The 25,825-nt window shown below is 62.0% G+C and carries 25 protein-coding genes and 1 pseudogene; 16 read left to right on the top strand and 10 right to left on the bottom strand.

The features are described from left to right. Positions 1-33 precede the first annotated feature (33 nt). On the bottom strand, positions 34-969 hold the full coding sequence (locus tag FF124_RS11720) for a tyrosine recombinase XerC (protein ID WP_138748680.1): 936 nt from the start codon (positions 967-969) through the stop codon (positions 34-36). A 141-nt stretch (positions 970-1,110) separates the two neighbouring features. Between FF124_RS11720 and FF124_RS11715 the strand changes: the two genes are divergently transcribed. From FF124_RS11715 to FF124_RS11675, 9 genes are all read left to right on the top strand, one after another. Then, positions 1,111-2,049: a GNAT family N-acetyltransferase gene (locus FF124_RS11715; protein WP_138748679.1), complete on the top strand. Its 939-nt coding sequence runs from the start codon at positions 1,111-1,113 to the stop codon at positions 2,047-2,049. A gap of 46 nt (positions 2,050-2,095) precedes the next feature. Further along, entirely contained in the window at positions 2,096-4,309 is a 2,214-nt protein-coding gene (locus FF124_RS11710; protein ID WP_138748678.1) for a primosomal protein N', read from the top strand. Positions 4,310-4,369: 60 nt separating this feature from the next. After that, positions 4,370-4,756: a hypothetical protein gene (locus FF124_RS11705; protein WP_138748677.1), complete on the top strand. Its 387-nt coding sequence runs from the start codon at positions 4,370-4,372 to the stop codon at positions 4,754-4,756. A gap of 245 nt (positions 4,757-5,001) precedes the next feature. After that, positions 5,002-5,568, top strand: a complete 567-nt coding sequence (locus FF124_RS11700; RefSeq protein WP_187326908.1) for a F0F1 ATP synthase subunit delta — start codon at positions 5,002-5,004, stop codon at positions 5,566-5,568. Next, a complete protein-coding gene (gene atpA, locus FF124_RS11695; RefSeq protein ID WP_138748675.1) occupies positions 5,568-7,100 on the top strand; it encodes a F0F1 ATP synthase subunit alpha in 1,533 nt (510 codons plus the stop codon). Before FF124_RS11700 ends, atpA begins: the two co-directional genes overlap by 1 nt. A gap of 30 nt (positions 7,101-7,130) precedes the next feature. Continuing rightward, positions 7,131-8,009, top strand: a complete 879-nt coding sequence (locus FF124_RS11690) for a F0F1 ATP synthase subunit gamma (protein WP_138748674.1) — start codon at positions 7,131-7,133, stop codon at positions 8,007-8,009. Positions 8,010-8,032: 23 nt separating this feature from the next. After that, positions 8,033-9,469 (top strand): F0F1 ATP synthase subunit beta, encoded by a 1,437-nt coding sequence (gene atpD / locus FF124_RS11685; RefSeq protein ID WP_138748673.1) that lies wholly within the window; start codon positions 8,033-8,035, stop codon positions 9,467-9,469. 72 nt (positions 9,470-9,541) lie between these two features. Further along, positions 9,542-9,946 carry a F0F1 ATP synthase subunit epsilon gene (locus FF124_RS11680; protein ID WP_138748672.1) on the top strand — a complete coding sequence of 135 codons (405 nt, stop codon included), beginning with the start codon at positions 9,542-9,544 and terminating at the stop codon, positions 9,944-9,946. A gap of 190 nt (positions 9,947-10,136) precedes the next feature. Next, positions 10,137-11,708, top strand: a complete 1,572-nt coding sequence (locus tag FF124_RS11675) for a putative bifunctional diguanylate cyclase/phosphodiesterase (protein WP_138748671.1) — start codon at positions 10,137-10,139, stop codon at positions 11,706-11,708. Here the strand turns inward: FF124_RS11675 and FF124_RS11670 are convergent. Both FF124_RS11670 and FF124_RS11665 read right to left on the bottom strand, forming a co-directional pair. Further along, positions 11,700-12,686, bottom strand: coding sequence for a WD40 repeat domain-containing protein (locus tag FF124_RS11670; RefSeq protein ID WP_138748670.1), 987 nt, complete (start codon positions 12,684-12,686; stop codon positions 11,700-11,702). The genes FF124_RS11675 and FF124_RS11670 overlap by 9 nt on opposite strands. Further along, positions 12,686-13,747, bottom strand: coding sequence for a CobW family GTP-binding protein (locus FF124_RS11665; protein WP_138748669.1), 1,062 nt, complete (start codon positions 13,745-13,747; stop codon positions 12,686-12,688). The genes FF124_RS11670 and FF124_RS11665 overlap by 1 nt, the downstream gene beginning before the upstream one ends. 220 nt (positions 13,748-13,967) lie before the next feature. Between FF124_RS11665 and FF124_RS11660 the strand changes: the two genes are divergently transcribed. Continuing rightward, the gene (locus tag FF124_RS11660; protein WP_138748668.1) at positions 13,968-15,008 is read left to right on the top strand and encodes a LacI family DNA-binding transcriptional regulator; all 1,041 of its coding nucleotides are present in this window, start codon (positions 13,968-13,970) and stop codon (positions 15,006-15,008) included. A gap of 57 nt (positions 15,009-15,065) precedes the next feature. Further along, on the top strand, positions 15,066-16,025 hold the full coding sequence (locus tag FF124_RS11655; RefSeq protein WP_138748667.1) for a 2-hydroxyacid dehydrogenase: 960 nt from the start codon (positions 15,066-15,068) through the stop codon (positions 16,023-16,025). Between the two features lie 2 nt (positions 16,026-16,027). Here FF124_RS11655 and FF124_RS11650 read toward each other — a convergent pair whose 3' ends face one another. Then, positions 16,028-16,462, bottom strand: a complete 435-nt coding sequence (locus FF124_RS11650; protein WP_138748666.1) for a MarR family winged helix-turn-helix transcriptional regulator — start codon at positions 16,460-16,462, stop codon at positions 16,028-16,030. A gap of 76 nt (positions 16,463-16,538) precedes the next feature. Here FF124_RS11650 and FF124_RS11645 point away from each other — a divergent pair, with 76 nt between their 5' ends. After that, positions 16,539-16,973: a hypothetical protein gene (locus tag FF124_RS11645; protein WP_138748665.1), complete on the top strand. Its 435-nt coding sequence runs from the start codon at positions 16,539-16,541 to the stop codon at positions 16,971-16,973. A gap of 16 nt (positions 16,974-16,989) precedes the next feature. Here the strand turns inward: FF124_RS11645 and FF124_RS11640 are convergent, their stop codons facing one another. Beyond that, complete coding sequence (locus FF124_RS11640) at positions 16,990-17,559, bottom strand: TetR/AcrR family transcriptional regulator (RefSeq protein WP_138748664.1); 570 nt, start codon at positions 17,557-17,559, stop codon at positions 16,990-16,992. Between the two features lie 50 nt (positions 17,560-17,609). Here FF124_RS11640 and FF124_RS11635 point away from each other — a divergent pair, with 50 nt between their 5' ends. Then, positions 17,610-18,302: a DUF4336 domain-containing protein gene (locus tag FF124_RS11635; RefSeq protein WP_138748663.1), complete on the top strand. Its 693-nt coding sequence runs from the start codon at positions 17,610-17,612 to the stop codon at positions 18,300-18,302. Here the strand turns inward: FF124_RS11635 and FF124_RS11630 are convergent. Next, on the bottom strand, positions 18,296-19,069 hold the full coding sequence (locus FF124_RS11630) for a gamma-glutamyl-gamma-aminobutyrate hydrolase family protein (protein ID WP_138748662.1): 774 nt from the start codon (positions 19,067-19,069) through the stop codon (positions 18,296-18,298). The genes FF124_RS11635 and FF124_RS11630 overlap by 7 nt on opposite strands. Before the next feature lie 273 nt (positions 19,070-19,342). Between FF124_RS11630 and FF124_RS11625 the strand changes: the two genes are divergently transcribed. Continuing rightward, positions 19,343-20,461, top strand: a complete 1,119-nt coding sequence (locus FF124_RS11625; RefSeq protein ID WP_138748661.1) for a TRAP transporter substrate-binding protein — start codon at positions 19,343-19,345, stop codon at positions 20,459-20,461. A gap of 332 nt (positions 20,462-20,793) precedes the next feature. Here the strand turns inward: FF124_RS11625 and FF124_RS11620 are convergent, their stop codons facing one another. The 3 genes from FF124_RS11620 to FF124_RS11610 form a co-directional block, all read right to left on the bottom strand. Next, positions 20,794-22,569: a TRAP transporter large permease gene (locus tag FF124_RS11620; RefSeq protein WP_138748660.1), complete on the bottom strand. Its 1,776-nt coding sequence runs from the start codon at positions 22,567-22,569 to the stop codon at positions 20,794-20,796. After that, entirely contained in the window at positions 22,562-23,140 is a 579-nt protein-coding gene (locus tag FF124_RS11615) for a TRAP transporter small permease subunit (RefSeq protein ID WP_138748659.1), read from the bottom strand. The genes FF124_RS11620 and FF124_RS11615 overlap by 8 nt, the downstream gene beginning before the upstream one ends. Before the next feature lie 170 nt (positions 23,141-23,310). Beyond that, positions 23,311-23,865 carry a TetR/AcrR family transcriptional regulator gene (locus FF124_RS11610; protein ID WP_187326907.1) on the bottom strand — a complete coding sequence of 185 codons (555 nt, stop codon included), beginning with the start codon at positions 23,863-23,865 and terminating at the stop codon, positions 23,311-23,313. Between the two features lie 88 nt (positions 23,866-23,953). Here FF124_RS11610 and FF124_RS11605 point away from each other — a divergent pair, with 88 nt between their 5' ends. Then, a complete protein-coding gene (locus FF124_RS11605; RefSeq protein WP_138748657.1) occupies positions 23,954-24,748 on the top strand; it encodes an SDR family NAD(P)-dependent oxidoreductase in 795 nt (264 codons plus the stop codon). A 136-nt stretch (positions 24,749-24,884) separates the two neighbouring features. Here FF124_RS11605 and FF124_RS21025 read toward each other — a convergent pair. Continuing rightward, positions 24,885-25,282, bottom strand: a pseudogene (locus FF124_RS21025) (MFS transporter); the annotation flags it as partial. 239 nt (positions 25,283-25,521) lie between these two features. Here FF124_RS21025 and FF124_RS11595 point away from each other — a divergent pair. Continuing rightward, positions 25,522-25,740 (top strand): aa3-type cytochrome c oxidase subunit IV, encoded by a 219-nt coding sequence (locus FF124_RS11595; RefSeq protein WP_138748656.1) that lies wholly within the window; start codon positions 25,522-25,524, stop codon positions 25,738-25,740. The last annotated feature ends 85 nt before the right edge of the window (positions 25,741-25,825 follow it).

Raw genomic sequence — 25,825 nt, 5'->3', positions numbered from 1 at the left:
CCCCGCTTTGAAGGCGGGGCCCCTTTGCATTCATCAGGCGCGGGGATGCGCCTTGTCGTAAATCTCCAGAAGCCGCCCGGTGTCGACGCCGGTGTAGACCTGCGTCGTCGAAAGCGAGGCGTGGCCGAGCAGTTCCTGAATGGTCCTGAGATCGCCGCCGGCGGCCAGAAGATGGGTCGCGAAGGAATGTCTGAGCGCGTGCGGCGTGGCCTTGTCGGACAGGCCAAGTGCGCCGCGCAGGGCCTGCATCTCCCGCTGGATGATCGCCGGCTGCAATGCCTTGCCGCGCAGTCCGCGGAAAAGCGGCTTCTCCCCGGCCAGATGATACGGGCAGAGCGCGCCATAATGCCGCACCGCCTCAAGCGCTGCCGGCAGGAGCGGCACGAGGCGGGTCTTGTTGCCCTTGCCGGTGATCCTGAGGCTTGTCGGATTGCCGGAAAAGTCATCAGGCGTCAGCCCCAGCGCTTCGGAGATACGAAGGCCGCAGCCATAAAGCAGGCAGAAGACGGCGGCGTTGCGCGCGGCAATCCACGGCTCTTCCGCCAACTGGCCCTGCTCCGCTGAAACCGCGAGCGCCTCCTCGGCGCTTAAGGGCTTGGGCAGCGATTTCGGCTGTTTCGGCGCCCGCATGGCGCGCACGCCGGCGGCATTGGCAAGGCCGCGTTTTTCCAGCCAGCGCAGAAATGAGCGGATGCCCGCCAGATCGCGTCCGAGCGTGCGCGCGCCGGCGCCCTCGCGGCGGCGGAAGGCAAGATAGGCGCGCACATCCGCCGGCCTCAGCGAATCAATGTCGGAAAGCCGCACGGGACGTGCGATATGGCGGCACAGGAAAGCGAGGAACTGCCGCGTGTCCCGTTCGTAAGCCTCGGTCGTCTTTGCCGAAAGCCGGCGCTCGCCGGCAAGCGCTTGTAGCCACTCTTGACGCAAGCCAAGCAATGCATCATCAGCAGGCACCAGTATTTCGCCCATGGGTCACCGTCTCAGGAACTTCTTGCCGCGGCGCGATTTTGCAGTAAATTGGGTTACAAAAACGCTAAGGGTTCCGGGAGGTGTCATTGTCTTTTCACACGGAATTGCGATATAGGCTCCTCAGCAAAAGCAGGAAGTTTTATGGCGCGTCGTGATTCATCATCCGCCCTGGCGCAGTTCGCTGAGGCTGTGGCGCTTGTCTCCCAGGGGCAACCGGGACATATCGTCGACACGCTGATCGCCGAACGCGGCCAGAAGATCGTCCACAATCCGTTCTGGCCGGTGATGCGGCCCTTTCTTCACCTGCTGCTGGGCTACGGCAAGGCGATCGATTTCGCCAATGATATCGAGTCCATGGACGGATATCAGGTCTTCGACTACATCTCCAACCGGCTGACCCTCGACATCAATTGCGTCGGCAGAGAGCGCATCCCGGAAAAGGGCGGTTTCGTGATGGTTTCCAACCATCCGACCGGCATTGCCGACGGGGTGGCCGTTTTCGACCTCCTGAAAGAGCACCGTCCGGACATGACGTTCTTCGCCAACCGGGACGCCGTGCGCGTCAATCCGCGTCTGGTGGAGATGATCATCCCGGTCGAGTGGCGCGAGGAATTCAAGAGCAAGCTGAAGGCGCGCGAGACGCTGCAGGTCACCAACAACGCCATAAAGCAGGAAAAGGCGATGGTGCTGTTTCCCTCCGGTCGCATTGCCTACTGGGCCGATGGCAAGCTCAATGAGCGCCCGTGGAAGACCTCGGCGATCGGCTTTGCCCGCAAATACGACCTGCCGATCCTGCCCGTGCATCTGAAGGCGCGCAATTCAGGCCTGTTCTACTGGTTCGCCAAATGGTCGACGGAACTGCGCGACATGACGGTTTTCCACGAGCTTCTGAACAAGAAGGGCGACCGGTTCGACTTCACCGTCGGCAACATGATCATGCCGCATGAACTGCAGGGCGAGCCCGCCGATGTGACCGCGGCGCTCGAGCGCCACACCGTGCATGCGCTGGCCGCCGATCCGGATGCGACCTTCGTCCTGGAAAAGCCCAAGCCCGCTCCGGTCGTCTCGGACGCATCTTGAATTCTCTGCTTCACTTTGAAGGGGGCGGCAGGCAAGCTTGCCAGCCATGACCTCAGATTCGCTCGACCTCTTTGGAAAACGCATCGACCCCGCCGTCGTGCGCAGCGTGCCCGTGATGGTGCCGCTGCCCGTCGCAGGGCCCTATTCCTATGCCGTGCCGGAGGGCATGGCGGTGATGCCCGGTTCCGTCGTGCAGGTGCCGGTCGGCCCGCGCAAGGTGATCGGCATCGTCTGGGACGAGGCGGGTGATGCGGTTGACCCGAAGAGGCTGAGGCCGATCGAACATGTGTTCGATTGCCCGCCCGTGGCGGAGGAGATGCGCCGTTTCATTGCCTGGGTGTCCGCCTATACGCTCACCCCGCCGGGGCTTGTGGCGCGCATGGCCGTCCGCGCGCCTGCGGCCCTTGAGCCGGAGCCGATGATCGAGGGGCTGACGCTGACGGGAACGGTGCCCGAGCGAATGACGCCGGCGCGCAAGCGTGTTCTCGAACTGGCGCAAGACGGCGCCGGGTGGACGCGGCTCGGGCTTGCGCGCGCTGCCGGCGTTAGCAGCAGCGTTGTTGAGACGATGATGAAGCAGGGGGTGTTCGACACGGTCTTTTTACCGCCGCCGCCTGCTTTCGGCACGCCTGACCCCGATTATGCGCGGCCCACGCTGTCGCCCGACCAGGATGCGGCGGCGGACGACTTGCGCGCAGCCGTGGCAGCGGACGGTTTCAATGTGACGCTGATCGACGGCGTCACCGGTTCCGGCAAGACGGAGGTCTATTTCGAGGCCGTGGCCGAAACGCTGGCCAGAGGCAAGCAGGTGCTGATCCTGCTGCCGGAAATCGCCTTGACGGCGAGCTTCCTCGACCGGTTCGAAACCCGCTTCGGCACGCGGCCCGGCGAATGGCATTCGGATCTCGCGCCGCGCATGCGCGAAAAGGTCTGGCGGCAGACGGCGGAGGGGGCGATCCGCGTCGTGGCCGGGGCACGCTCGGCGCTGTTTCTGCCGTTCGAGGACCTCGGCCTGATCGTCGTCGATGAGGAGCATGACACGGCCTACAAGCAGGAAGACCGCGTCTTCTACAACGCTCGCGACATGGCGGTGGTGCGGGCGCGCATCGGCGGCTTTCCGGCGGTGCTGGCCTCTGCCACGCCCTCCGTCGAAAGCCAGGTCAATGCGCTTGCCGGGCGTTACCGCCGGATCCACCTGCCGGGCCGCTTCGCCGAGGCGGCATTGCCCAGCCTGAAGACGGTCGATCTGAGGCGCGACCCACCGAAGCGGGGCGGTTTCCTGTCGCCCACGCTGCTGTCGGAGATCGACAGGACGGTCGGGCGCGGCGAGCAGGCCTTGCTGTTTCTCAATCGCCGCGGCTATGCGCCGCTCACGCTTTGCCGGGTCTGCGGGCATCGCTTCCAGTGCCCGAACTGTTCGAGCTGGCTGGTCGAGCACCGGTTTCGCGGCCGGCTGATGTGCCACCACTGCGGCCATGGCGAACCGGTTCCCGAAGCCTGTCCCGAATGCGGCACGCTTGATCATCTCGTTGCCTGCGGGCCGGGGGTGGAGCGCATCGCCGAGGAAGTCGACCAGCATTTTCCGGAAAAGCGCACGATCATCCTGTCCTCCGACATGGCCGGCGGGGTCAAGCGGCTGCGGTTGGAGCTCGAAGCCGTCGCCAATGGCGAGGCCGACATCATCATCGGCACACAGCTTGTGGCGAAAGGGCATAATTTTCCGCTGATGACGCTCGTCGGCGTGGTCGATGCCGATATCGGCCTTGCCAATGGCGATCCGCGCGCGGCCGAGCGCACCTTCCAGCTTCTCGCTCAGGTGACGGGACGGGCAGGGCGTACGGGGCTTGCGAGCAAGGGCCTGATCCAGACCTACCAGCCAGCGCACCCGGTGATGCAGGCGATCGTTTCCGGCGATGCCGAGGCATTTTACGACCGGGAGATCACCGAGCGGGAAAAGAGCGGGCTTCCCCCCTTCGGTCGGCTGGCGGCCGTCATCATCTCCGCCGACAATCGTTCTGACGCCGAGGCGCATGCGAGGGGCTTAAGGGCAGCAGCTCCCGTCGGGCGCTCGATCTCGGTGCTTGGTCCGGCCGAGGCGCCGCTGGCGCTGGTGCGCGGCCGCTACCGCTTCCGCCTGCTGGTGCATGGCAGCCGGGCCGATGACATCCAGACTTTTTTGAGGGAAATGCTCGAAAACGGGCCGCGACAACGTGGCAGCGTCCGCGTGCAGCTTGACATTGACCCGCAGAGCTTTCTCTAGATAGATTGATTTTGAAGAAGCGCGGGGAACTCGCGCCGAAAATGGCAAGGGAGTGTCCAGATGAGTTTTTACTGGCCGGAGAGTTTCATCGGGCAGATTGCCCTGTTCATGGCGGTCGTGATTCTGATCTGGGGGCTCGTCGTGGCGCTGGCGCCGCTGAAACTTCTGGGTCTCGCGGGGTTTTCGGGGCTGAAGGAGGAGAGCGGCGCGAGTATCCACATCCGCTCGATGATCGGCGGGACCTACGCGGCGATGTCGCTGATGGCGCTGCTGTTTGACCAGCCGATGATCTATCGCACCTTCGGCCTAGCGCTGATCTTCGGCTTTCTGACCAGGCTGTTGTGGATGGGCACGACCGGGAGCCGGTCGATCAAGGGGGGCATATTCCTCGTCTGCCAGGCGGTGGCGGGCGTATTCATGCTGCTTTACGGCCTTGGCTGGGCGTAAACGAAAAAGGCATTCAAAAGCACTGCGTTTCAGGGTTTTACGACTTTGTGACGAGAAACGCATGCCAATGCTCCAAACGGGCTTTGAGCGTGTTGCGAGTCGCTTTTACCTGTGCTAGACGAACCCCGACTATTGGGAGGGCCAGCATGTTTTTCCTGCTGTTTCCCGGGGATATTGTGAGGTTTTGAGGGCTTCGGGCAGTGCCGGCGACGACACGGCCCGCGCCGATTTTTTAAGGGGAATTTGTGCCTGTGGCAGACCTATCCCAATCTGTGTCGAACGTGGCGCAGCGTTATGCTGTCTCTCTGTTCGAACTTGCCAAGGAAGACGACAGCATCGACGCCGTGGGCGCCGATATCGACCGTGTCGAGAAGCTGTTGAATGAAAGCGACGATTTCCGGCGTTTGGTGATGAGCCCGGTCTTCAGCGCCGACGAGCAGCTGAAGGCGGTGACCGCCATTCTCGCCAAGGCGGAGATCGGCGGCTATGTCGCCAATTTCGTCAAGCTGGTTGCGAAAAACCGCCGTCTTTTCGTCCTGCCCGGCATGATCTCGGCCTATCGCGGCGAGGTTGCCGCCTATCGTGGTCAGGCGACGGCTGAAGTGACAGTGGCCCATGCCCTGTCTGATGAACAACAACAGGAATTGAAGACTGCGCTGAAAGATGTGACGGGCAAGGATGTGTCCCTTCAGATCACCGAAGATGCGTCGCTCCTCGGCGGAATGATCGTCAAGGTCGGTTCGCGTCAGATCGATACGTCGCTGCGCACGAAACTCTCCAAACTTAAGCTTTCACTGAAAGAGGTTGGCTGATGGATATCCGGGCCGCGGAAATTTCCGCAATTCTGAAAGAACAGATCAAAAATTTCGGCGACGAGGCTGAGGTCTCTGAAGTCGGTCAGGTGCTTTCGGTCGGCGACGGCATCGCCCGCGTCTATGGCCTCGACAATGTCCAGGCCGGCGAAATGGTCGAGTTCAACGGCGGCGTGCGCGGCATGGCGCTCAACCTGGAAAGCGACAATGTCGGCGTCGTTATCTTCGGCTCCGACCGCGAGATCAAGGAAGGCGACGTCGTCAAGCGCACCGGCGCCATCGTTGACGTGCCGGTCGGCCCCGGCCTTCTCGGCCGCGTTGTCGACGCGCTCGGCAACCCGATCGACGGCAAGGGTCCGATTGCTTCGGACCACCGCGCCGTTGTCGACGTCAAGGCGCCCGGCATCATTCCGCGCAAGTCGGTTCACGAGCCGATGTCGACCGGCCTGAAGGCCATCGATGCCCTGATCCCGATCGGCCGCGGCCAGCGCGAGCTCGTCATCGGCGACCGCCAGACCGGCAAGACCGCGATCATCCTCGACACCTTCCTGAACCAGAAGCCGATCCACGACAACGGCCCGGACAACGACAAGCTCTACTGCGTCTACGTCGCCGTCGGCCAGAAGCGTTCGACCGTTGCCCAGTTCGTGAAGACGCTGGAAGAGCGCGGCGCGCTTGAATATTCGGTCGTCATCGCCGCCACCGCCTCCGATCCGGCCCCGATGCAGTACATCGCGCCGTTCGCCGGCTGCGCCATCGGCGAATATTTCCGCGACAACGGCATGCACGCCCTGATCGCCTATGACGACCTTTCCAAGCAGGCCGTCGCCTATCGTCAGATGTCGCTGCTGCTGCGCCGCCCGCCGGGCCGCGAAGCCTATCCGGGCGACGTTTTCTACCTGCATTCGCGCCTTCTCGAGCGCGCCGCGAAGCTTTCGGAAGAGCGCGGCGCCGGCTCGCTGACGGCGCTTCCGGTCATCGAGACACAGGGCAACGACGTTTCGGCGTTCATCCCGACCAATGTGATCTCGATCACCGACGGCCAGATCTTCCTTGAAACCGATCTGTTCTACCAGGGCATTCGTCCGGCCGTGAACGTCGGCCTGTCGGTGTCGCGCGTCGGTTCGTCGGCCCAGATCAAGGCGATGAAGCAGGTTGCCGGCTCGATCAAGGGCGAGCTTGCCCAGTATCGTGAAATGGCCGCCTTCGCCCAGTTCGGTTCCGACCTCGATGCTGCGACCCAGCGTCTTCTGAACCGTGGCGCGCGCCTGACCGAGCTTCTGAAGCAGCAGCAGTTCTCGCCGCTGAAGACGGAAGAGCAGGTGGTCGTGATCTTTGCCGGCGTGAACGGCTACCTCGACAAGCTGCCGGTCAGCGATGTCAACAAGTTCGAACAGGGACTGCTGTCCTACATGCGCGGCGAGGCGAGCGACGTTCTCGACGGCATCCGGACGGAAAAGGCGCTGAGCGACGATCTGAAGGGCAAGCTGAAGGCGGCAATCGACGCTTTCGCGAAGAACTTCTCCAAGTAACCAGGTAATCTTAGCGGGGATTTATAACCCATGGCTTCATTGAAAGATCTGAAGCTTCGCATTGCCTCGGTGAAGGCGACGCAGAAGATCACCAAGGCGATGCAGATGGTCGCCGCGGCGAAGCTGCGTCGCGCGCAGGAGGCCGCCGAAAATGCGCGGCCTTACTCCGAACGCATGGCCACCGTCATGGCCGACCTGACGGCGGCTGTCGGCGAGGGCGAGGAAGTGCCGAAGCTGATGAGCGGAACCGGCAAGGATGATGTTCATCTCCTGGTGGTCTGTACGGCTGAACGCGGCCTTTGCGGCGGTTTCAACGCACAGATCGCGCGCCACGCCCGCCTTGCCGCGCGTGACCTGATCGCCAAGGGCAAGACGGTCAAGATCTTCTGTGTCGGCCGCAAGGGCTATGACGCGCTGCGTCGCGAGTTCGCCGACCTGATCGTCGAGCGGACCGAACTGCGCGATGTGCGCAAGATCGGCTTTGACAATGCCGAGGATATCGCCAACCGCGTGATGGAGATGTTCGAGGAAGGCGCATTCGACGTTTGCACCTTGTTCTATTCCGAATTCAAGTCCGTGATCTCGCAGGTTCCGACCGGGCATCAACTGATCCCGGCGGCAGCGCCGGAAGGGGCAGAAGAACGTTCCGAGTCGACGCTTTATGACTATGAGCCCAACGCGGAAACGATCCTGTCCGAGATCGTACCGCTCAACATTCGTGTGCAGGTTTTCCACGCTCTGCTGGAAAATGCCGCCGGCGAAATGGGCGCGAAGATGACCGCGATGGACAATGCGACGCGCAACGCCGGTGAGATGATCGACAAGCTGACGCTTTCCTATAACCGTCAGCGTCAGGAAAAGATCACCACGGAACTGATTGAAATTATTTCCGGCGCGGAAGCGCTGTAAGAGCTTGAAAAGAGGGTTTTATCATGGCTGAGGCCTCTAAAGGTAAAGTGACGCAGATTATTGGCGCCGTTGTGGATGTCGCCTTTGACGGCGAACTGCCCCCCATCATGAACGCGCTTGAGACCGACAACCACGGCAACCGGCTGGTTCTCGAGGTCGCCCAGCACCTCGGCGAGAACGAAGTCCGCACCATTGCCATGGACGCGACCGAAGGTCTCGTTCGCGGCCAGGAGGTCAAGAACACCGGTTCGCCGATTCAGGTTCCGGTCGGCGTCGAAACGCTCGGCCGCATCATGAACGTCATCGGCGAGCCGGTGGACGAGGTCGGCCCGATCAAGACCAAGGAAAAGCGCGCCATCCACCAGGAGGCCCCGCCCTATGTCGATCAGTCGACCGAAGCGGAAATCCTGGTCACCGGCATCAAGGTCGTCGACCTTCTGGCACCCTACGCCAAGGGCGGCAAGATCGGCCTTTTCGGCGGCGCCGGCGTTGGCAAGACCGTTCTTATCCAGGAACTCATCAACAATATCGCCAAGGCACATGGTGGCTATTCCGTGTTTGCCGGGGTTGGCGAGCGTACGCGTGAAGGCAACGACCTTTACCACGAAATGATCGAATCCAACGTGAACGTCGATCCCGCGGAAAACAACGGTTCGGCCGAAGGTTCGAAGTGCGCGCTGGTCTACGGCCAGATGAACGAGCCGCCCGGCGCGCGTGCCCGCGTAGCGCTTTCCGGTCTGACGATCGCGGAATCCTTCCGTGATGAAGGTCAGGACGTTCTGTTCTTCGTGGACAACATCTTCCGCTTCACCCAGGCCGGTTCGGAAATTTCGGCCCTTCTCGGTCGCATTCCCTCGGCCGTTGGCTATCAGCCGACGCTGGCGACCGACATGGGCGCCCTGCAGGAGCGCATCACCACGACGACCAAGGGTTCGATCACCTCGGTTCAGGCCATTTACGTGCCCGCCGACGACCTGACCGACCCGGCGCCGGCCACGTCGTTCGCCCACTTGGATGCGACGACCACGCTGTCGCGTTCGATCGCCGAAAAGGGCATCTATCCGGCTGTTGACCCGCTCGACTCCACGTCGCGCATGCTGGACCCGATGATCGTCGGTGAAGAGCATTACGCGGTTGCCCGTGCGGTTCAGTCGACGCTGCAGCGCTACAAGTCGCTTCAGGACATCATCGCCATCCTCGGCATGGATGAGCTTTCAGAAGAAGACAAGCTCACGGTTGCCCGCGCCCGCAAGATCGAGCGCTTCCTGTCGCAGCCCTTCCACGTTGCCGAAGTCTTCACCGGCTCGCCGGGCATTCTGGTCTCGCTGGAAGACACGATCCGCTCGTTCAAGGGCCTGGTCGAAGGCGAATACGACCATCTTCCGGAAGCCGCTTTCTACATGGTCGGCACGATCGACGACGCCGTCGCCAAGGCCAAGAAACTCGCCGAAGCGGCCTGATCATTCGGGCGGGCGGCGCACGCGCCGCCCATCGGTTCTCGGTGATTTTGCAAGACAAGAGATTGGAACGTCATGGCTGACACGATGATTTTCGAGCTGGTGACCCCTGAAAAGCTTCTCGCCTCTGCTGAAACGGATGCTGTCGTCATCCCGGCAGCGGAAGGCGAAATGACGGTGATGCCGGATCATGCACCGACCATGACGACGGTCCGTCCCGGCATGGTGAAGTTCAAGAATCACGACGGCAAGGAGTTCCAGTTCCTGGTGTTCCACGGCTTTGCCGATATTCAGGGCAATGCCTGCACGCTTCTGGCCGAAACGGCGGTTCCGATCGGCGAGGCTTCGGATGCCATCGAGCACCGCATCAAATCGCTGCGCAAGGAACTCGACGATGCAAGCCATCGCGAGCACAAGAGCGCCATCGAGCAGATGATGAACGAGCTGACGCATCTGAACGAGACGGTGTTCCCGGGCTGACCCCGCACTGAATTGCTTGTGAAATCGTATGAGCCGCAGCTTTTTTAGCTGCGGCTTTTTACGTTTTCTGGCTATTGTCTTCATCCGGGTCGTTCACCAAAGCGTAATTCCGACGGATAGATCGCGGTGCGGAGGTGAAACAAAACAAAAGAAAAGCCTCGCCAAATGCGATTTCAGGGTGCGGATGTGAATGTCAAACCTAAAGAAGAAACTGCGCAATGATATAGTGGTCGTTTTATTGATCGCCGCGCCGATTCTGGCCTTTCTCGTCTATTTCGAATCCTTCGAACGGCTGAGCGACTTCTCTCGCTCGCATGAGAGCTGGGAACTTGACGAGTTCTTTACCGCATTCATGGTTGCGAGCATCGGGCTTCTGTTCCTGCTGGTCCGCCGCACGCGTTCATTGCGCAAGGAGATAGCGAGCCGGCATGAGGCCGAGCGGCTGGCGCAGGCTCTGGCCCGGCAGGATCCGCTGACGGGTATTGCCAACCGCCGCTATTTCGAGGAGGAATGCGAGCGGCGTTTGGCGCGGGCACGCCGTCAATCCGACCGGTTTTCGCTTCTTTTCATCGATTTCGACCGTTTCAAGCAGATCAACGACAATCTCGGCCACGAGGCGGGAGATCGGTTGCTGCAGGTTGTTTCCGACCGGCTGAAGAAGACCGTTCGCCCCGAAGATTTTCTCGGTCGACTTGGCGGCGACGAATTCGCGATCCTCATGCATGACGGTGGGAACGGGGATACCGCCGAGAACGTGGCATCACGACTTCTGGCGGATGTGTCCCGCCCGGTCAGGCTGCTCGGGCGCGAGATCACGCCTTCGGTCAGCATCGGCATTGCATCCTATCCGAAGGACGGCACGAACCGCGACACCTTGCTGAAGAGGGCCGATACGGCGATGTACCGGGCCAAGGAGGAGGGGCGTCGTCGCATCGTTGCCTTCAGCGACGATATGGATGGCGGGTCGGAGGCCGAACATATGCTTGAGCTTGATCTTTCCGATGCGCTCTCGTCGGGTCAGATCGTGCCCTATTACCAGCTGATCAGCAGTTGCCATGCCGGCGATGTCGTACTTGTCGAGGTGCTGGCGCGCTGGAAACACCCGAAGCTCGGCGTGCTGAGCGCCGGCGACTTCGTTCCCCATGCCGAGGCGGCGGGGCTGATCCCGCAATTGTTCGAGACGGTGTTGACTGAGGCCTGCAAGGATGCGCACCAATGGCCGGCTTCAACGGCGATCGCGGTCAATGTAACGCCGCACCAGCTGTGCGATCCCGGTTTTGCCAAAGAGGTGCTCGACATCCTGCGCCGGGGTCATTTTCCGCCTTCCCGTGTGGAACTGGAGGTGACCGAGGATGCGCTGGTGGTCGATCTCGATACCACCCGCAAAAACATCCTGCGTCTTAAGGCGGAGGGCATTCGCGTCGCGCTTGATGATTTCGGCACGGGCTATTCCAGCCTGCGCCAGCTTCGCGAACTGCCCTTTGACCGGATCAAGATCGACCGCAGCTTCATCTCCGGCGTCGGAACCGATCCGCAAAGCGACGAGATCGTTGCCTCGACCATCAAGCTGTGCCGGGCGCTCGGGCTGAAGACGGTCGCGGAGGGGATCGAGGACAAGGTCCAGATGGACTGGATCTGTGAGCATGGCGCGGATGCCGTGCAGGGCTATTTCAACGCCATGCCGGTGCCTGCAGAAGAACTGGCGGGCGTCTTGAAGAACCACCCGGATGGCCGACCGCGGCGCGAGAACGGTTCAGCCTGAAATCGTGACGAGGCCGCAGTCGCCGGCCTCGGAGGAGAAGGCCAGGCGCTGGCCCGCTTCGTCCCAGGACAGCGCGGTGATCGCGCCCTTGCCCTGGCGGCGCAGAAGCGCTTCCTTGTGGTCGGAAAGGCGCACGGCCAGGATCATGCCGTCGATGAAGCCGATGGCGAGCATTTCCTCCGTCGGGTGGAAGGCGACCTGGGTGACCAGGATATTGGCCCGCGTCCCGAGTTCGAGCGGCGCCTTTCCCATCGGCCCGTCCTTGCCGGAAAATGGCCAGACGATGGCCGCCGGCGCGCCGGAGGTTGCGAGCCACTTGCCCTTGGGCGACCAGGACCAGGACTTCACCTTGGTCGGATAGCCGCTCATGCGCATGTGGCGCGCTTCCGCCGAAAGCTTTCCGTCGAGCTTCCAGCCATGCAGCGCGTTTTCCTGCATGGAAGTCACGAGGAAGCGCCCGTCCGGCGAGAAGGTGATGCCGATATGGGCGCCCTTCCATTCCAGATCGACCGGCGGAGCGGAACCCGCGACCCAGTGCAGCGAGGCGCCATTATAGCGCGCGGCCGCAATCCTGAGCCCCTTGGGAGCGAACGTGACCGCTTCAACGCTGCGTTCCTCGGTGAAGAGATGCGACGCGCCGCTGGCGATCACCCGCGTTTCCTTGCCGACGGCGTAGGCGACGGCGCCGTGCGGGCCGCCGGCAACGACGGAAATCCACTTGCGCGGCACGCTTGCCAGCTCCTCGAAAGAGCCGTCTTTGGCAACGCGAAGGACGCGTCCGTCCTCGCCGCCGGTGATCAGTGACTGGCTGAAGGGGTCGCGCACGCAGGTCAGGAGGCCATCATGGGCCTCCGTCACCTTCTCGCCGTCGTCGAGCCGGTGGATCAGGCCTCCGGCCGTGGCAAAGAACGGAATTCCGCCGAGGAAGGCGGCGGCGATGACGTGATCGTCAATGTCGACGGGCGCAACGCTCGGCATCAGCTGCGGACCTCGCAGGCCCGGAAGCTCTTCTCCAGCTTTTCGCGGTCAAGGTCGCGGCCGATGAAGACGAGCCGGCTTTCGCGCGCCTCGCCATCCTTCCACGGGCGCTGGTGATCGCCTTCGATGATCATGTGGACGCCCTGGACAACATAGCGCTCGTCGTCATTGTTGAAGGCGAGAATACCCTTGAGGCGGAGGATGTTCGGACCCTGGTTCTGAGTGACCGACTGGATCCACGGAAAGAAGCGGTTGGGATCAAGCGCGCCGCCGCGCAGCGAGACCGACTGCACCGTCACATCATGGTGATCGGAGAGACCATGATGATGGTGATGATGGTCGTGGTGATCATGATCATGGTGGTCGTGGTCGCAATCGGGGCCGCAGACATGGTCGTCATGATCGTGATCGAGGAAGTGCGGGTCGTCCTCCAGGACGTGCTTCAGATCGAAGGCGTTCTGGTTGAGGATCCGCTCCAGCTCGATGCCGGAACGTTCCGTCTTGAAGATGCGGGCAGCCGGATTGATGGCGCGCACAAGACCTTCGACATCGGCCAGTTCGTCGGCGCTGACGAGGTCGGTCTTGTTGAGCAGCACAATATCGGCGAAGGCGATCTGGTCTTCCGCCTCGCGGCTGTCCTTGAGACGCAGCGGCAGGTGCTTGGCGTCGACCAGCGCGATCACCGCGTCGAGCGCCGTCTTGGCCCTGACGTCGTCATCCATGAAGAAGGTCTGGGCCACGGGAACCGGATCGGCAAGGCCGGTGGTCTCGACGATGATGCCGTCGAAACGCGGGCGCCGCATCAGGCCCTCGACAACCCGGATCAGGTCGCCGCGCACCGTACAGCACACGCAGCCATTGTTCATCTCGTAGATTTCCTCGTCGGATTCCACGATCAGGTCGTTATCAATGCCGATCTCGCCGAATTCGTTGACGATGACCGCATATTGCTTGCCGTGGTTTTCGGAGAGAATCCGGTTGAGCAGGGTGGTTTTCCCCGATCCCAGATAGCCCGTCAGCACGGTCACCGGAATGGGTTTTGCAGCTTGCGTGTCAGTCATGCTCGTTCCTTTGAAGGATTTTCCGACTATATAAGGGTGATGATGGCGGGCAGCAAGGCGGGGCATTGCCCGGCCTTGCTGCGAAAAGCCGGGTTCCACGGCGGTTTCCCCGGAAAATTAAACCGATTTTTGCTTTTATGTTGAAATCTTCGCGGTTTTTGAATTAAAATTTTAAATCAAGATATGCAGCGCGAGGCGTTCAATCACCGGGAGAAATGCCGTGGCCCAGAAAGTCAAACTTTCCACTATTGCCGAATCTCTGGGGATTTCGACGGCCACGGTGTCGCTGGCGCTCAGGGACAGCCCGCTTGTGGCCAGCGCCACGCGCGAGCGGATCAAGGAACAGGCCCGCACGCTCGGCTATATCTACAATCGCCGGGCCGCCAGCCTCCGGACATCGCGTTCGGGCATTATCGGCGTTGTCGTTCATGACATCATGAACCCGTTTTACGGCGAAATCCTCAAGGCCATCGAGAGCGAGCTCGATCGCAACCAGCACACTTTCATTCTCTCCAACCATTACGACTCTGTCGAAAAGCAGCGCAATTTCATCGAGACGCTGCTGCAACTCGGCGGCGACGGGGTGATCATGTCGCCGGCCATCGGTACGCCGCCGGCCGATGTGCAATTGGCCGAGGACAACGGCATGCCAGCGATTTTCGTAGCCCGCACCATGGAGGAACTGGACCTGCCGACCTATCGCGGCGACGACAGCTACGGCATTGCGCTGGCCACCAACCACCTGATCGGCCTCGGGCACCGCTGCATCGCCATGATCGGCGGCACGGACCAGACCTCGACCGGGCGCGACCGCTATGCGGGCTATGTCAACGCGCTGAAGAAGGCCAATATCCCGGTCGATCCGGGCCTGCGCATTCCGGGGCCGCGCACCAAGCAGGGCGGTTTCGAGGCGGCGGTGCATTTTCTGTCACTGCCGCAGAAGCCGACGGCGGCGGTCTGCTGGAACGATCTGGTGGCGATCGGCCTGATGAACGGCATCTCGCGCGCGGGGCTGACGCCGGGCGCCGATATTTCCGTTACCGGCTATGACGATCTGGAAGAGGCCTCGATTTCCACGCCGTCGCTGACCACCGTCTGGAACGGCCAGGCCGAGGTCGGGCGACTGGCCGCACGCGCGCTGCTCGACAGGCTGGCCGGCTCGAACGCGCCGAACGGCATGCACCTGATCAAGCCGGAGATGCGCATCCGCCAGTCCACTGGCCCCTACCGCGAGACCGCCGAGAGCTATCTCGCGCTGTAGCGCTCTGCTACATGTTTCTATGTCCATTTCAGAACCAGAACATTTTCGGGAGGCCCCATGCCCAAAGAAACCGTCATGCTGTCGCAGAACCTCAATCCCTTTGTGCAGGGCGTGCTGAAGGACGATTACGAACTGGTGACCATGCCCGAGGGCGGGCCAGGCGCGCTGGGCGAAAAGGCCGCCGACATCCGGGCCGTCGTCGCCTTTGGCGGGTTCTCCGGCGTAGAGATGGATGCCCTGCCCAATCTCGAGATCATCGCCTGCCCGGGCGTCGGCTATGACGGCATTGACACGAGCCATGCCGCAGAACGGGGCATCATTGTAACGCATACCCCAAACGTGCTGAACGACGAGGTGGCCGACACCGCAATCGCCCTTCTTCTGAATGCCGTGCGTCGGCTTTACGCGGCCGAGCGCTATCTACGCGAAGGGCGATGGGAGACCGAGGGAAGCTTTCCGCTTTCGCCTTTTTCGGTGAAGGGGCGCAAGGTCGGGCTTTACGGTCTCGGCCGCATCGGGCTTGAGATCGCAAGCCGGCTGGAGCCGTTCAAGGTCGATATTTCCTATCACACCCGCAGCCCGAAAAAGGGCGTTGACTATGCCTATCACCCGACGCTGGCCTCTCTTGCGGAAGCGGTCGACACGCTGATCTGCATCGTTCCGAAGACGCCTGAGACCCACAAGGTGGTCAATGCCGAAATCCTGTCCGCGCTCGGCCCTGACGGCATCCTCGTCAACGTCGGTCGCGGCTGGAGCGTCGACGAGGACGCGCTGATCGCAGCGCTCGAGGCCGGAACGATCGGCGGCGCGGGCCTTGATGTCTTCTATGAGGAGCCGCACGTGCCGGAGAAGCTGCGCGGTTTCGACAATGTCAGCCTGCTGCCGCATGTCGCTTCCGCTTCCGTGCCGACGCGCCAGGGCATGGCGCAGCTTGTGGCCGACAATCTGAAGGGCTGGTTTGCCGAAGGCCGCCCTGTCACGCCCGTGCCGGAGACGCCGGTCCCGCCGAAAGCCTGACGTCAGGACCGCTGCCTTCGGGCCGCGATGATCTTCTGCATGAGACTGAGAAATTGCGCGCTCTCTTCCGCCGAAAGGCCGGAGAGGGCGTCTTCGTTTTCGGCTGTCGCAGCTTCAACCGCCGGATCACGCAGGGCGCGGGCGCGTTCCGTCAGCCTTATGCGCTGAACGCGGCCGTCCTCAAGGTCCCTTTCCCGCTTGATCAATCCGTCACGCTCCATGCGCGACAGCGTGTTGGCCATGGTCGCCTGCTCGATGTCGAGCCGCTCCACCAGTTCTTTCTGCGTCAGCCCGTCATTTTCCCACAATTCCAGAAGTGCCGGAAATGTGCCGGTTGTCAGGCCGAGCGGGCGAATGCGCGCCGCAAGCCCGCGCTCGAAAAGGCGCGCCATATGGTTGGCGAGATAGCCGGCGGAATTATCTTTTGAAAAGGTCATGATGTTCGATAACACTTGCATAGCAAGCTATGCAATTATATATAGCAAGCTATATAATAAAGAATGGAGCACTGACATGCTGAAGACCCTGCATCCCGTCGCCGGAGGCCTGGCCCTGGCTCTCATCATCGCATTCTGGCTTTCGACCGTTCTCGCGGAAACGCTTGCGGGGCCGGCGCTCGTCACGCTGGTCAAGACATCGATCCCCTGGGGGTTCTTGTTGCTTGTGCCGCTTCTGGCGCTCGCGGGGTTTTCCGGCTTCCGCCTGGCGCGGCCAATGCGTGGGCCGCTTGTGGCGGCAAAGCGCAAGCGCATGCCGATCATCGCCATCAACGGCATTATCGTGCTGATCCCCTGCGCTTTGTTTCTCGCCTCAAAGGCGCAGGCAGGCGCGTTTGACGCGTCCTTCTATGTCGTGCAGGCGCTCGAACTCGTCTTCGGCGCGATCAACATCACGCTGATGGGGTTGAACATCCGCGACGGGCGGCGGATGACGGCAAGGCGCCGGTGAAGGCTTCACCTTGCCGTCAGGTCCCAATGCCCTCGGTGAGGATGCGCACGATGTCAGCGATCCCCTCTTCGGTCAGCGGATCGCCGGCAAGCGCGTTCAGCATGGCCTGGCCGAAGACGGCAAGCAGGATGAGCGCCATGAATTCCGGTGCCTCGTCACGACGGAATTTTCCCTGATCCTGCCCGAGTGCAACGACGTCGCACACCAGCCCCTGAAACGATGGCCGGTCCTCGGGCGGCGCAAGGCCGGGACGGTGCGCGGGCCGCAACGCAAGTTCCGCAAGGGTGGGGTTGGCGCGACACCAGGCGGCGCTGTCGCAGAAGATCGCGGCGAGCAGCACCGCCGCGTCCTCCCCGGCCGCAATCCTGCCGCGGTAGCGGCTGTCATCGGCCTCGACCCGCGCGATGAGCGCGAGTGCGATATCCTCTTTGGAAGAAAACAGATTGTAAGCCGTCTTGCGCGTCAGCCCCGCCCCTTCCGCGATCTCCTCCATCGTGGTCGCGGAAAAGCCCTTGCGTCGAAACATTTCCTCGGCGGAAGAGAGAATCGATAAACGAGAGCGCTCTTTGCGTGGTGTTCTTGCCATTTTTACACAATCATATATTTTTACACGTGTGTAAATAAGGGTTGTCTCTGATGTTTAAGGAATTCGGCCCCAGTCTGTGGATTTCGGACGGTCCGGTCGTCACGGCGAATATGGGCTTTCGCTATCCCACGCGGATGGCTGTAATCCGCCTTAAGGACGGCGGACTGGTGATCTGGTCGCCGGTTGCAGCCTCTCCTGCGCTGGTCGGGGCGGTCACGTCGCTCGGCGCGCCGCGCTTCATTGTCGCGCCCAATACGCTCCACCACCTTTTCCTGCAGGAATGGGCCGAGTCCTTTCCCGCAGCCGATATATTTGGTCCGCGCGCGCTTGCTCAAAAGCGCAGCGACATCGCCTTCGCCGGGTTTCTCGAGGATGAAGCTGTGGTTGCGCAATGGTCGGGAGAGATCGAGCGCGTCGTGGTTGACGGCAACCGGATCATGACGGAGGTCGTGTTCTTCCACCCTGACAGCGGGACGGCGATCTTCACAGACCTGATCCAGCATTTCGAACGCAGTTGGTTCTCGGGATGGCGCGGTGCCGTCGCCCGGCTCGACGCCATGCAGGGCGCGGAACCCGCAGTGCCTCGCAAATTTCGCGTCGCCTTTAGCGATCGCGCCGCTACGCGGGAAAAGGTAGGGCGGATATTGCAATGGCCGACGGTACAGGTGCTGTTCGCCCACGGCGCGCCGGTGCGGCGGGATGGGCAGGCGTTTCTGAAGCGCGCTTTTGCCTGGCTTTACTGAGTGGCAGCGCCGACCCGGTCCTTCGGCCGGGCATAAGCCCGAACGGCGTCGCCGAAGGCCGCAAACAGTCTGCGCGAGGTCTCGTCGGTCTTCGCCCAGTATTCCGGATGCCACTGGACGCCGACGGCGAAATTCTTAGCGCTGATGACGGAAACCGCTTCCACCGTGCCGTCGGGCGCGATGGCCTCGACGGCAAGACCCGGCGCGACGTCGCCGATCGCCTGGCGGTGCAGGGAATTCACCTTCACCTCGCCGGGCCCGAGAATATCGGCAAGGCAGGTGCCTTCCTTCACACGCACCGGCTGGCGAATGACGAACAGCGCGTCGCGGTCGCCTTCGGGCGGCTGGCGGTGGTCAATGCGGCCTTCGAGCTCGTGCACCTCGCTCACCAGCGTGCCGCCAAGGGCGACATTGAGCTCCTGGATGCCGCGGCAGATGCACAGAAGCGGCATGCCGCGCTCGATCGCGCGGCGGATCATCGGCAGTGTCGTGGCATCGCGGCCGGGATCGAAGGGGCCGTCGCGTTCCTCCTCCGTCTTGCCGTAGAGCGCCGGGGCCACATTGGAGCGCGAGCCGGTGATCATCACCCCGTCGACCCGGTCGAGCATGGCGTCGATATCCTGCGCCGCGCCGAGTGCGGGAATGATGAAGCTCATCGCGCCGGCGACATCCAGCGCCGCGCCGACATATTGCTGCTGCGCGGCATGCCAGGTGGTCTCGCGGAAAAAACAGGTATCGGCGGGAACGGCGACGATCGGTTTTGACATGAAGGCTCCGGCGTTTGTTTTTCGCAGTGATGTCGCCTTGGATGGTATCTGTCAAACGAATCCGTTCCGTCTGCCCATGGCAAATTGTGATCGGACGATAACGCCCGACGATCGGGGACATTAGACATTGGTCGTATCGGCCCCGGTTTAGAGGCAGAAAAGTCCCGTCCGCCTGCTGGCGAGAGTTGAAACACGTCAAGCAAAGTGCTTTCTTCGCTTGGACGTCCGCCGGAGGAGAGTTTGCGCGGACGCATCACATTTTGGGAGGAATCTATGGACCGTCGTTCGTTTATCAAAAAGGTCGGCGCCGGTGGCGTTGGCGCTGCTGCGGCAACCGCGCTTGCTGCGCCTGCGATCGCGCAGGAAAACCCGAAAGTGACCTGGCGTCTCACCTCGTCCTTTCCGAAATCGCTCGACACGATCTATGGCGGCGCTGAAGACATCGCCAATCACGTTTCCGCTGCCACCGGCGGCAATTTCGAAATCCAGTGCTATGCCGCCGGCGAGATCGTTCCCGGCCTGCAGGCCTTCGATGCGGTGCAGAGCGGCACGGTCGAGGCGGCCCATACCTGCTCCTATTATTTCTGGGGCAAGGATCCGACCTTCGCCATCGGCACGGCCATTCCCTTTGGCCTCAACCAGCGCCTGTCCAATGCCTGGTTCTACGAAGGCAACGGCAACACGCTGATGAACGAGTTCTACGATACCTACGGCGTCTACGGCCTGCCGGCGGGCAATACCGGCGCCCAGATGGGCGGCTGGTTCCGCAAGGAAGTGAACACCGTCGACGACCTGAAGGGCCTGAAGATGCGTATCGCCGGGCTTGCCGGCCGCGTCATGGAGAAGGTCGGCGTCGTGCCGCAGCAGATCGCCGGCGGCGACATATATCCGGCTCTGGAAAAGGGCACGATCGACGCAGCCGAATTCGTCGGCCCCTATGACGACCAGAAGCTCGGCTTCTACAAGGTTGCCAAGTACTACTACTATCCCGGCTGGTGGGAAGGCGGCCCGGTCATCCACGGCTTCTTCAACAAGGCCAAATACCAAGAACTGCCGAAGCACTACCAGGCCGCGCTTGATGATGCCTGCGCCTTCGCCAACACCAACATGATGGCGAAATACGACGTGAAGAACCCGGTCGCGATTCGTGAGTTGATCGGCGAAGGCGCGGTCATGAAGGGCTACAGCACCGAGATCATGCAGGCCTGCTACAATGCGGCCATGGAAGTCTATGCCGAACTCGGCGCCGAGAACGCGACCTTCAAGAAGATCTACAACGATCAGACCGAATACAAGAACGCCGCCTATGGCTGGCTGAAGACCTGCGAGTTCCGTTATGACCAGTTCATGATGGCCCTGCAGAACGCCGGCCAGATCAAGCCGCTCGCCTGATCTGACAGAAGTTTTCTTTGTGCAATCGAAAGCCCCGGAAGCGATCGCTTCCGGGGCTTTCGCATTGGCGGAACTGATTTTGCTGATCCCCTGCATTTCCGTCATGCCGGGTTCATCCCGGCATCCAGGGCCGTATGGCAAGGCCATCGCAGGCTGCGTTGCTGATTGTTGAGTCTTTGCCCTGCGGCCCTGGATCCCGGCTCAAGGCCGGGATGACGGCGGTGCGGGGCTGGGGCGTTGGCAGCGTTGTGGTCGAAATGTCCCTCAAAAAAATGACAAGACCCCGGAAGCAGTCGCTTCCGGGGTCTCGTGTGTCGCGCGAGAGGTGTGCTTCAGTTGAAGTTAAGGCTGGGCGGATCGTCGAGATTGAGGCTGTCGCCGTTCGAGCCGCCGTCCGGATTATCGCCGAAGTCCGGGAGCGCGAAAGGATCGCTCGCGCCGCCGTCACCGCCGCCGAAATCGAGATTGAACGGATCGTCGACGCTGCCGCCAAAGGAGGGCATCTCGATTGTCACCGAATCGGGATCGACGGTAACGATCTCGTCCTTGTAGTGGGTGACGAGTTTCGGGAAGAAGATCACCGCCATGATGGCGAGGAACTGGATCACGATATAGGGGATGATGCCCTTGTAGATCTGCAGTGTCCGCACGCCTTGCATGATCCGCCCCGTGCCCTTGTCGGTCCACTCGCCGGCCGGTGTGACGGAGCGCAGGTAGAACAGCGAGAAGCCGAAGGGCGGCGTCAGGAACGAGGTCTGCAGGTTGAGACCCAAAATGATGCCGAACCAGATCAGGTCGATCCCCAGAGCCTGCGCCGGCGCCACCAGAAGCGGCACCATGATGAAGGCGATCTCGAAAAAGTCGAGGAAGCAGCCAAGAATGAAGACGATGATGGTGACGACGATCAGGAAGCCGTATTCGCCGCCCGGCAGGCCCGTCAGCAGCTCCTCGATCCAGACATTGCCATTGATGCCGTAGAAGGTGAGGCTGAAGACGCGCGCGCCCATCAGAATCATCATCACGAAGGCGGAAAGCTTGGTCGTGCTGTCGAGTGCGTTCTTCAGGGACTTCAGGTCGAGCCGACCCTTGGCGAGCGCCAGGATGAGCGCGCCGGTCGCGCCCATGGCGCCGCCTTCCGTCGGCGTCGCAATGCCGAGGAAGATCGTGCCGAGCACGAGGAAGATCAGCGCGAGCGGCGGAACCAGGACGATGATCACCTGCTGGCTGAGCCGCGACAGGAGATTGAGCTTCATCCGGTCGTTGGCGATCGCCACGAGATAGACGATGACCACGCCGAACACCATGGCCGCCACAAGCCGCCAGGCATCGCCGAGCCCGGTGAACAGGACATGGTAGCCGAGGAAATAGAGTGCGACAGCCACCGCGATCATGACGAAGAGCGAGATGACGCCGCTGCCGAGCGTGCGTGCGGCCGTCGGCATGGCGGGGGCTGCCTTGGGTCGGACCATCGTCACGATGAAGACGTACAGGCAGTAGGCAGCAATCACCATCAACGAGGGATAGAGCGCGCCGACATACATGTCGCCGACCGAGCGGCCGAGCTGGTCGGCCATGACGATCAGCACGAGCGAGGGCGGGACGATCTGCGCCAGCGTGCCCGACGCGGCGATCGTGCCGGTGGCAAACGAGCGGTCATAGCTGTAGCGCAGCATGACCGGCAGCGAGATCAGGCCCATGGCCATCACCGAGGCGGCCACAACGCCGGTGGTCGCGCCAAGAAGCGCGCCGACGAGCACCACGGCATAGGCGACGCCGCCGCGCACCGGGCCGAACAGCTGGCCGATCGTGTCCAGCAGGTCCTCTGCCATGCGCGAACGCTCGAGGATGATCCCCATGAAGGTGAAGAATGGCACCGCCAGCAGCGTCTCGTTCGACATGATGCCGCCGAAGAAGCGATCCGGGTGGGATTGCAGCAGCGGCCAGAACAGAGTGATCTCTGGCGAGATCGAGGAAAACTCGACCCCGAGCACGAAGAAGGCGAGCCCGCCGGCAGCGAGCGTGAAGGCGACGGGATAGCCCAGAAGCAGCATCGCCATCACGGTAATGAACATGATGGGGGCGAGATTATGCGCGATCAGGTTAATCATTCGGCATATCCTCGGTCATCATATGGGCGGCATTGCCGGCGTCCGAATAAAGCGCATCGTCTTCCTTGAGATGTCCGGAGAGAACGGCCGCGCGCTTGATGATTTCCGAAAAGGCCTGCAGCAGAAGCAGGATGAAGCCGATCAGAATGAAGGATTTCGCCGGCCAGAGGATCAGCCCGCCGGCATTGGTCGAGTGTTCGCCGCTTGCAAAGGAGCGCCAGAACCACGGCCATGCCAGATAGATCATCATGCCGGCAAAGGGCACGAGGAAGATCGTGTGCAGGATCAGGTCGATCCAGTCGCGGGTGCGCTTGCTCCACGACGACGAGAGAATGTCGATGCGGATGTGCTCGTTCTTCAACAGCGCATAGGCAGCCGCCAGCATGAAGACGGCGCCGTACAGATACCATTGCAGTTCCAGCATGGCATTGGACGAAAGCGAGAAGAGCTTTCGGCTTACCGCATTGCCGGCGCTGACGAGGACTGCCACGAGGAGCAGCCAGGACACCGAATGTCCGATGAATTCATTCAGCCTGTCGATGGTTCGGCTTATTGTTATCAGTGGTTTCATTGGGGCCTCCAAACCGTCCGACCTCCTTAATGGAAGTTGTCAAGGCCACGCAACATGCCTTTGGTCCAATACAGGCCGAAAAACGCCAGAAATTGAAATCTTGCAACCCAATTCGCTTGTCCGGCGACAGGAATATTGCGGTCAGGCCGCGTTCGGCAGAATAGCGCGGCTCAGTCGCGGTTGAGAAAGTCCAAGAGGTCGGCAACCACATCCTCGGCGTCACCGTCCCATTTTCCGCCGCGCGCCAGGTGGCCGTTCAGAGACTGGGTGGCGGCTCCATTCGCGGTTGCCAGAAGGAGGCGTGCAAGGCGCTCGGGTTCGCTGGGCGGCAACTCGCCGCGCGCTTGGGCGGCTTCGACCGCTGCGACGAACGCGAGCTTGGCGTCGGTCCCGGCCGTCAGCGCGGCCCTCACCTCGGCGGGCCATGGTCCATAGGTCAGGCGGAAGCGCTCCGGCCATTCTATGGCCCATCTGACATGCGCGCGAAGGGCGTTGATCAGAGACATCCTGCCGTCGAAGACCGCCTGCCATTTTTTCCGCGACTGAACAAGCTCACGCTCGGCGATGGCGGCCAGCAGCATGTCCTTGTCCTTGAAATGCCGGTAGGGCGCATTGTGGGAAAGGCCCACCGTGCCGGCGACCGCGCGCAGCGTCACCGCCGCCGGGCCTCCCTTGTCGAGCAGCGCCGCGGCGGCCTCCACCAGACGTGTACGGGTATCGGTCATGAACGTCCTCATCGCTGAATTTCGCGCGGATGTTGACATTGTCAACATTCGTTACCATGTTGACGGCGTCAACATCGGAGCATCTTTCATGACTTATAACCATCCTCAAAAACTTGAAACCACCTATCGCCGGCTTGAGGGCAAGTCCGTGCTGGTCACGGGCGCCACGAGCGGCATTGGCGAGGCCGCCGTGCGGCTGTTCGCCGAAGAGGGCGCGCGCGTCGTCGCGGCCGCGCGCCGCGAGGACCGGCTGACGAGGCTGGTCGAAGACCTGCGTGAAAACGGGCACAAGGCGGCGGCTGTCGCCTGCGATGTCTCGGACGAAGCATCGGTGCGCGCGGCGGTACAGGCGGTGCGCGACAATTTCGACCGCATAGATCTCGCCTTCAACAACGCCGGGGTCGGCGGCGCGGGAGCGGTTCATGAGACGTCCGCAGAGGATTTCGACCGGATCATCGCCGTCAACCTGCGCGGCGTGTTTCTCTGCATGAAACACGAGATCGCCGCGATGCTGGAGCAGGGCGACGGCGGCTCGATCGTCAATACTTCCTCGATCGGCGGCCTGATCGGCGTTTCCTCGCTGGCGGCCTATTCGACGAGCAAATGGGGTGTCGCCGGGCTGACGAAAGCCGCCGCGGCCGGCTACGGTCCGCAAGGCATCCGCGTCAACGCGATCGCCCCGGGATCGACCCGGTCGGAAATGTTCGATAGCTGGATGCCGACCGAAGAAGCGCGTGAGGAAATCGCGGCCAGTTCGCCGATGAATTACATCGCCCATCCGGACGATATGGCCCGCGTGGCGCTGTTTCTGTTGTCGGACGAGGCTCGCTGGACCACCGGCGCCATCCTGCCGGCCAAGGGCGGCAGCAGCGCCGGCGTTTGAAGCGGTCCCGGAAATTCAGGCGGGCTGCGGCAAGGCATCGCCGCGGCTCGCGCGCGAGCGGAAAGTGAGCGCCATCAGGGTCGCGCCGATCGATGCCCATGCCCCAGGCGCCGACATACATCCAGGTGTAGGTGGCGAAGGCATAGGCGAGGGCGCCGAAAGCCTGAGCGAAAAGGCCTGCGACCAGCACCTTCTTGGCATCGAGCCTGTCGCCGAGAACGCCGAAGACGACACGGCCGCCGAGACCTGCCAGCCCCCGATCGAATAGATCGAGACCGCCGCCATCAGCACGCTGCCGGAAACCACGACCGGGCGGGGACCGAACCGGTCGGAGAGCGATCCCATGGCCATGCTCGCGAGCGCCGAGGCGATGAAGCCGATCGTCATTGCCGCCGAAATCCCGGTCGTCGACTAGCCGGTGTCGGCCGCTATCGGCCGGAGCAGGACCGGCAGTGAGAAGACGACGCCGATCGCGAGGCAACCGAGCACGGCGCCGGAGGCGACCAAGACCCATCGATATCGAATTTCCTGCATGAAACGCCCCGCCCTCGTAAAAGCCAACCAAGTTTCGTCTGGTTTGACCTCAATTACGTTGATGTCAACGTTAATTTCATGAGTCAATACGCTGATTATGAACCGTTTGAATGGTCGGCAGGAAAGCGGGCTTTGTTGAAAGGCACGGACAAGATATGCTAATCAGGTGGTCAGGGGAGTTTGCCGGCCATGGCGCGGGCAATCACAGCATGCGTGTGCCGCAAAGGAGGAAATGATTGATGCAGAACGTCGAAACGTCCCAGCCCGCAGACGAGATGGACTATGCGGAACACGCAAACACCTACAAGCTTTTCCTGAGCGGCGCCAAATACGGCACGGTCATCATCGGGGCGCTTCTGGTGGCCATGGCCGCAGGGCTTGTCGGCCCGTTCGGATTCATCAGCAGCTTGATCATTTTCATTCTCATCAGCGCGATCGGTCTTTATATTCTTCGCTGAGCGTCCGTCCGGGCGTATCTTTTCCTTGAAACGCGGCATGGCAGACGCATTGCTGCGCGGCTTGGTTGCGCGTTTCGACCTGTCT

It is taken from the genome of Martelella lutilitoris (genome assembly GCF_005924265.1).
In the GTDB taxonomy this organism is placed as follows: domain Bacteria; phylum Pseudomonadota; class Alphaproteobacteria; order Rhizobiales; family Rhizobiaceae; genus Martelella; species Martelella lutilitoris.
Note: the sequence above shows the minus strand (reverse complement) of the source record. Positions and strands in the feature narration are given on the sequence as shown.

Coding starts and splice junctions, on each gene's coding strand:
- FF124_RS11595 (WP_138748656.1), top strand. CDS start 25,522: ATGCAGAACGTCGAAACGTCCCAGCCCGCAGACGAGATGGACTATGCG.
- FF124_RS11650 (WP_138748666.1), bottom strand. CDS start 16,462: ATGACCTTTTCAAAAGATAATTCCGCCGGCTATCTCGCCAACCATATG.
- atpA (WP_138748675.1), top strand. CDS start 5,568: ATGGATATCCGGGCCGCGGAAATTTCCGCAATTCTGAAAGAACAGATC.
- FF124_RS11620 (WP_138748660.1), bottom strand. CDS start 22,569: ATGATTAACCTGATCGCGCATAATCTCGCCCCCATCATGTTCATTACC.
- atpD (WP_138748673.1), top strand. CDS start 8,033: ATGGCTGAGGCCTCTAAAGGTAAAGTGACGCAGATTATTGGCGCCGTT.
- FF124_RS11640 (WP_138748664.1), bottom strand. CDS start 17,559: ATGGCAAGAACACCACGCAAAGAGCGCTCTCGTTTATCGATTCTCTCT.
- FF124_RS11710 (WP_138748678.1), top strand. CDS start 2,096: ATGACCTCAGATTCGCTCGACCTCTTTGGAAAACGCATCGACCCCGCC.
- FF124_RS11670 (WP_138748670.1), bottom strand. CDS start 12,686: ATGCCGAGCGTTGCGCCCGTCGACATTGACGATCACGTCATCGCCGCC.
- FF124_RS11625 (WP_138748661.1), top strand. CDS start 19,343: ATGGACCGTCGTTCGTTTATCAAAAAGGTCGGCGCCGGTGGCGTTGGC.
- FF124_RS11720 (WP_138748680.1), bottom strand. CDS start 969: ATGGGCGAAATACTGGTGCCTGCTGATGATGCATTGCTTGGCTTGCGT.
- FF124_RS11645 (WP_138748665.1), top strand. CDS start 16,539: ATGCTGAAGACCCTGCATCCCGTCGCCGGAGGCCTGGCCCTGGCTCTC.
- FF124_RS11705 (WP_138748677.1), top strand. CDS start 4,370: ATGAGTTTTTACTGGCCGGAGAGTTTCATCGGGCAGATTGCCCTGTTC.
- FF124_RS11635 (WP_138748663.1), top strand. CDS start 17,610: ATGTTTAAGGAATTCGGCCCCAGTCTGTGGATTTCGGACGGTCCGGTC.
- FF124_RS11605 (WP_138748657.1), top strand. CDS start 23,954: ATGACTTATAACCATCCTCAAAAACTTGAAACCACCTATCGCCGGCTT.
- FF124_RS11680 (WP_138748672.1), top strand. CDS start 9,542: ATGGCTGACACGATGATTTTCGAGCTGGTGACCCCTGAAAAGCTTCTC.
- FF124_RS11630 (WP_138748662.1), bottom strand. CDS start 19,069: ATGTCAAAACCGATCGTCGCCGTTCCCGCCGATACCTGTTTTTTCCGC.
- FF124_RS11690 (WP_138748674.1), top strand. CDS start 7,131: ATGGCTTCATTGAAAGATCTGAAGCTTCGCATTGCCTCGGTGAAGGCG.
- FF124_RS11655 (WP_138748667.1), top strand. CDS start 15,066: ATGCCCAAAGAAACCGTCATGCTGTCGCAGAACCTCAATCCCTTTGTG.
- FF124_RS11665 (WP_138748669.1), bottom strand. CDS start 13,747: ATGACTGACACGCAAGCTGCAAAACCCATTCCGGTGACCGTGCTGACG.
- FF124_RS11610 (WP_187326907.1), bottom strand. CDS start 23,865: ATGACCGATACCCGTACACGTCTGGTGGAGGCCGCCGCGGCGCTGCTC.
- FF124_RS11675 (WP_138748671.1), top strand. CDS start 10,137: ATGTCAAACCTAAAGAAGAAACTGCGCAATGATATAGTGGTCGTTTTA.
- FF124_RS11615 (WP_138748659.1), bottom strand. CDS start 23,140: ATGAAACCACTGATAACAATAAGCCGAACCATCGACAGGCTGAATGAA.
- FF124_RS11715 (WP_138748679.1), top strand. CDS start 1,111: ATGGCGCGTCGTGATTCATCATCCGCCCTGGCGCAGTTCGCTGAGGCT.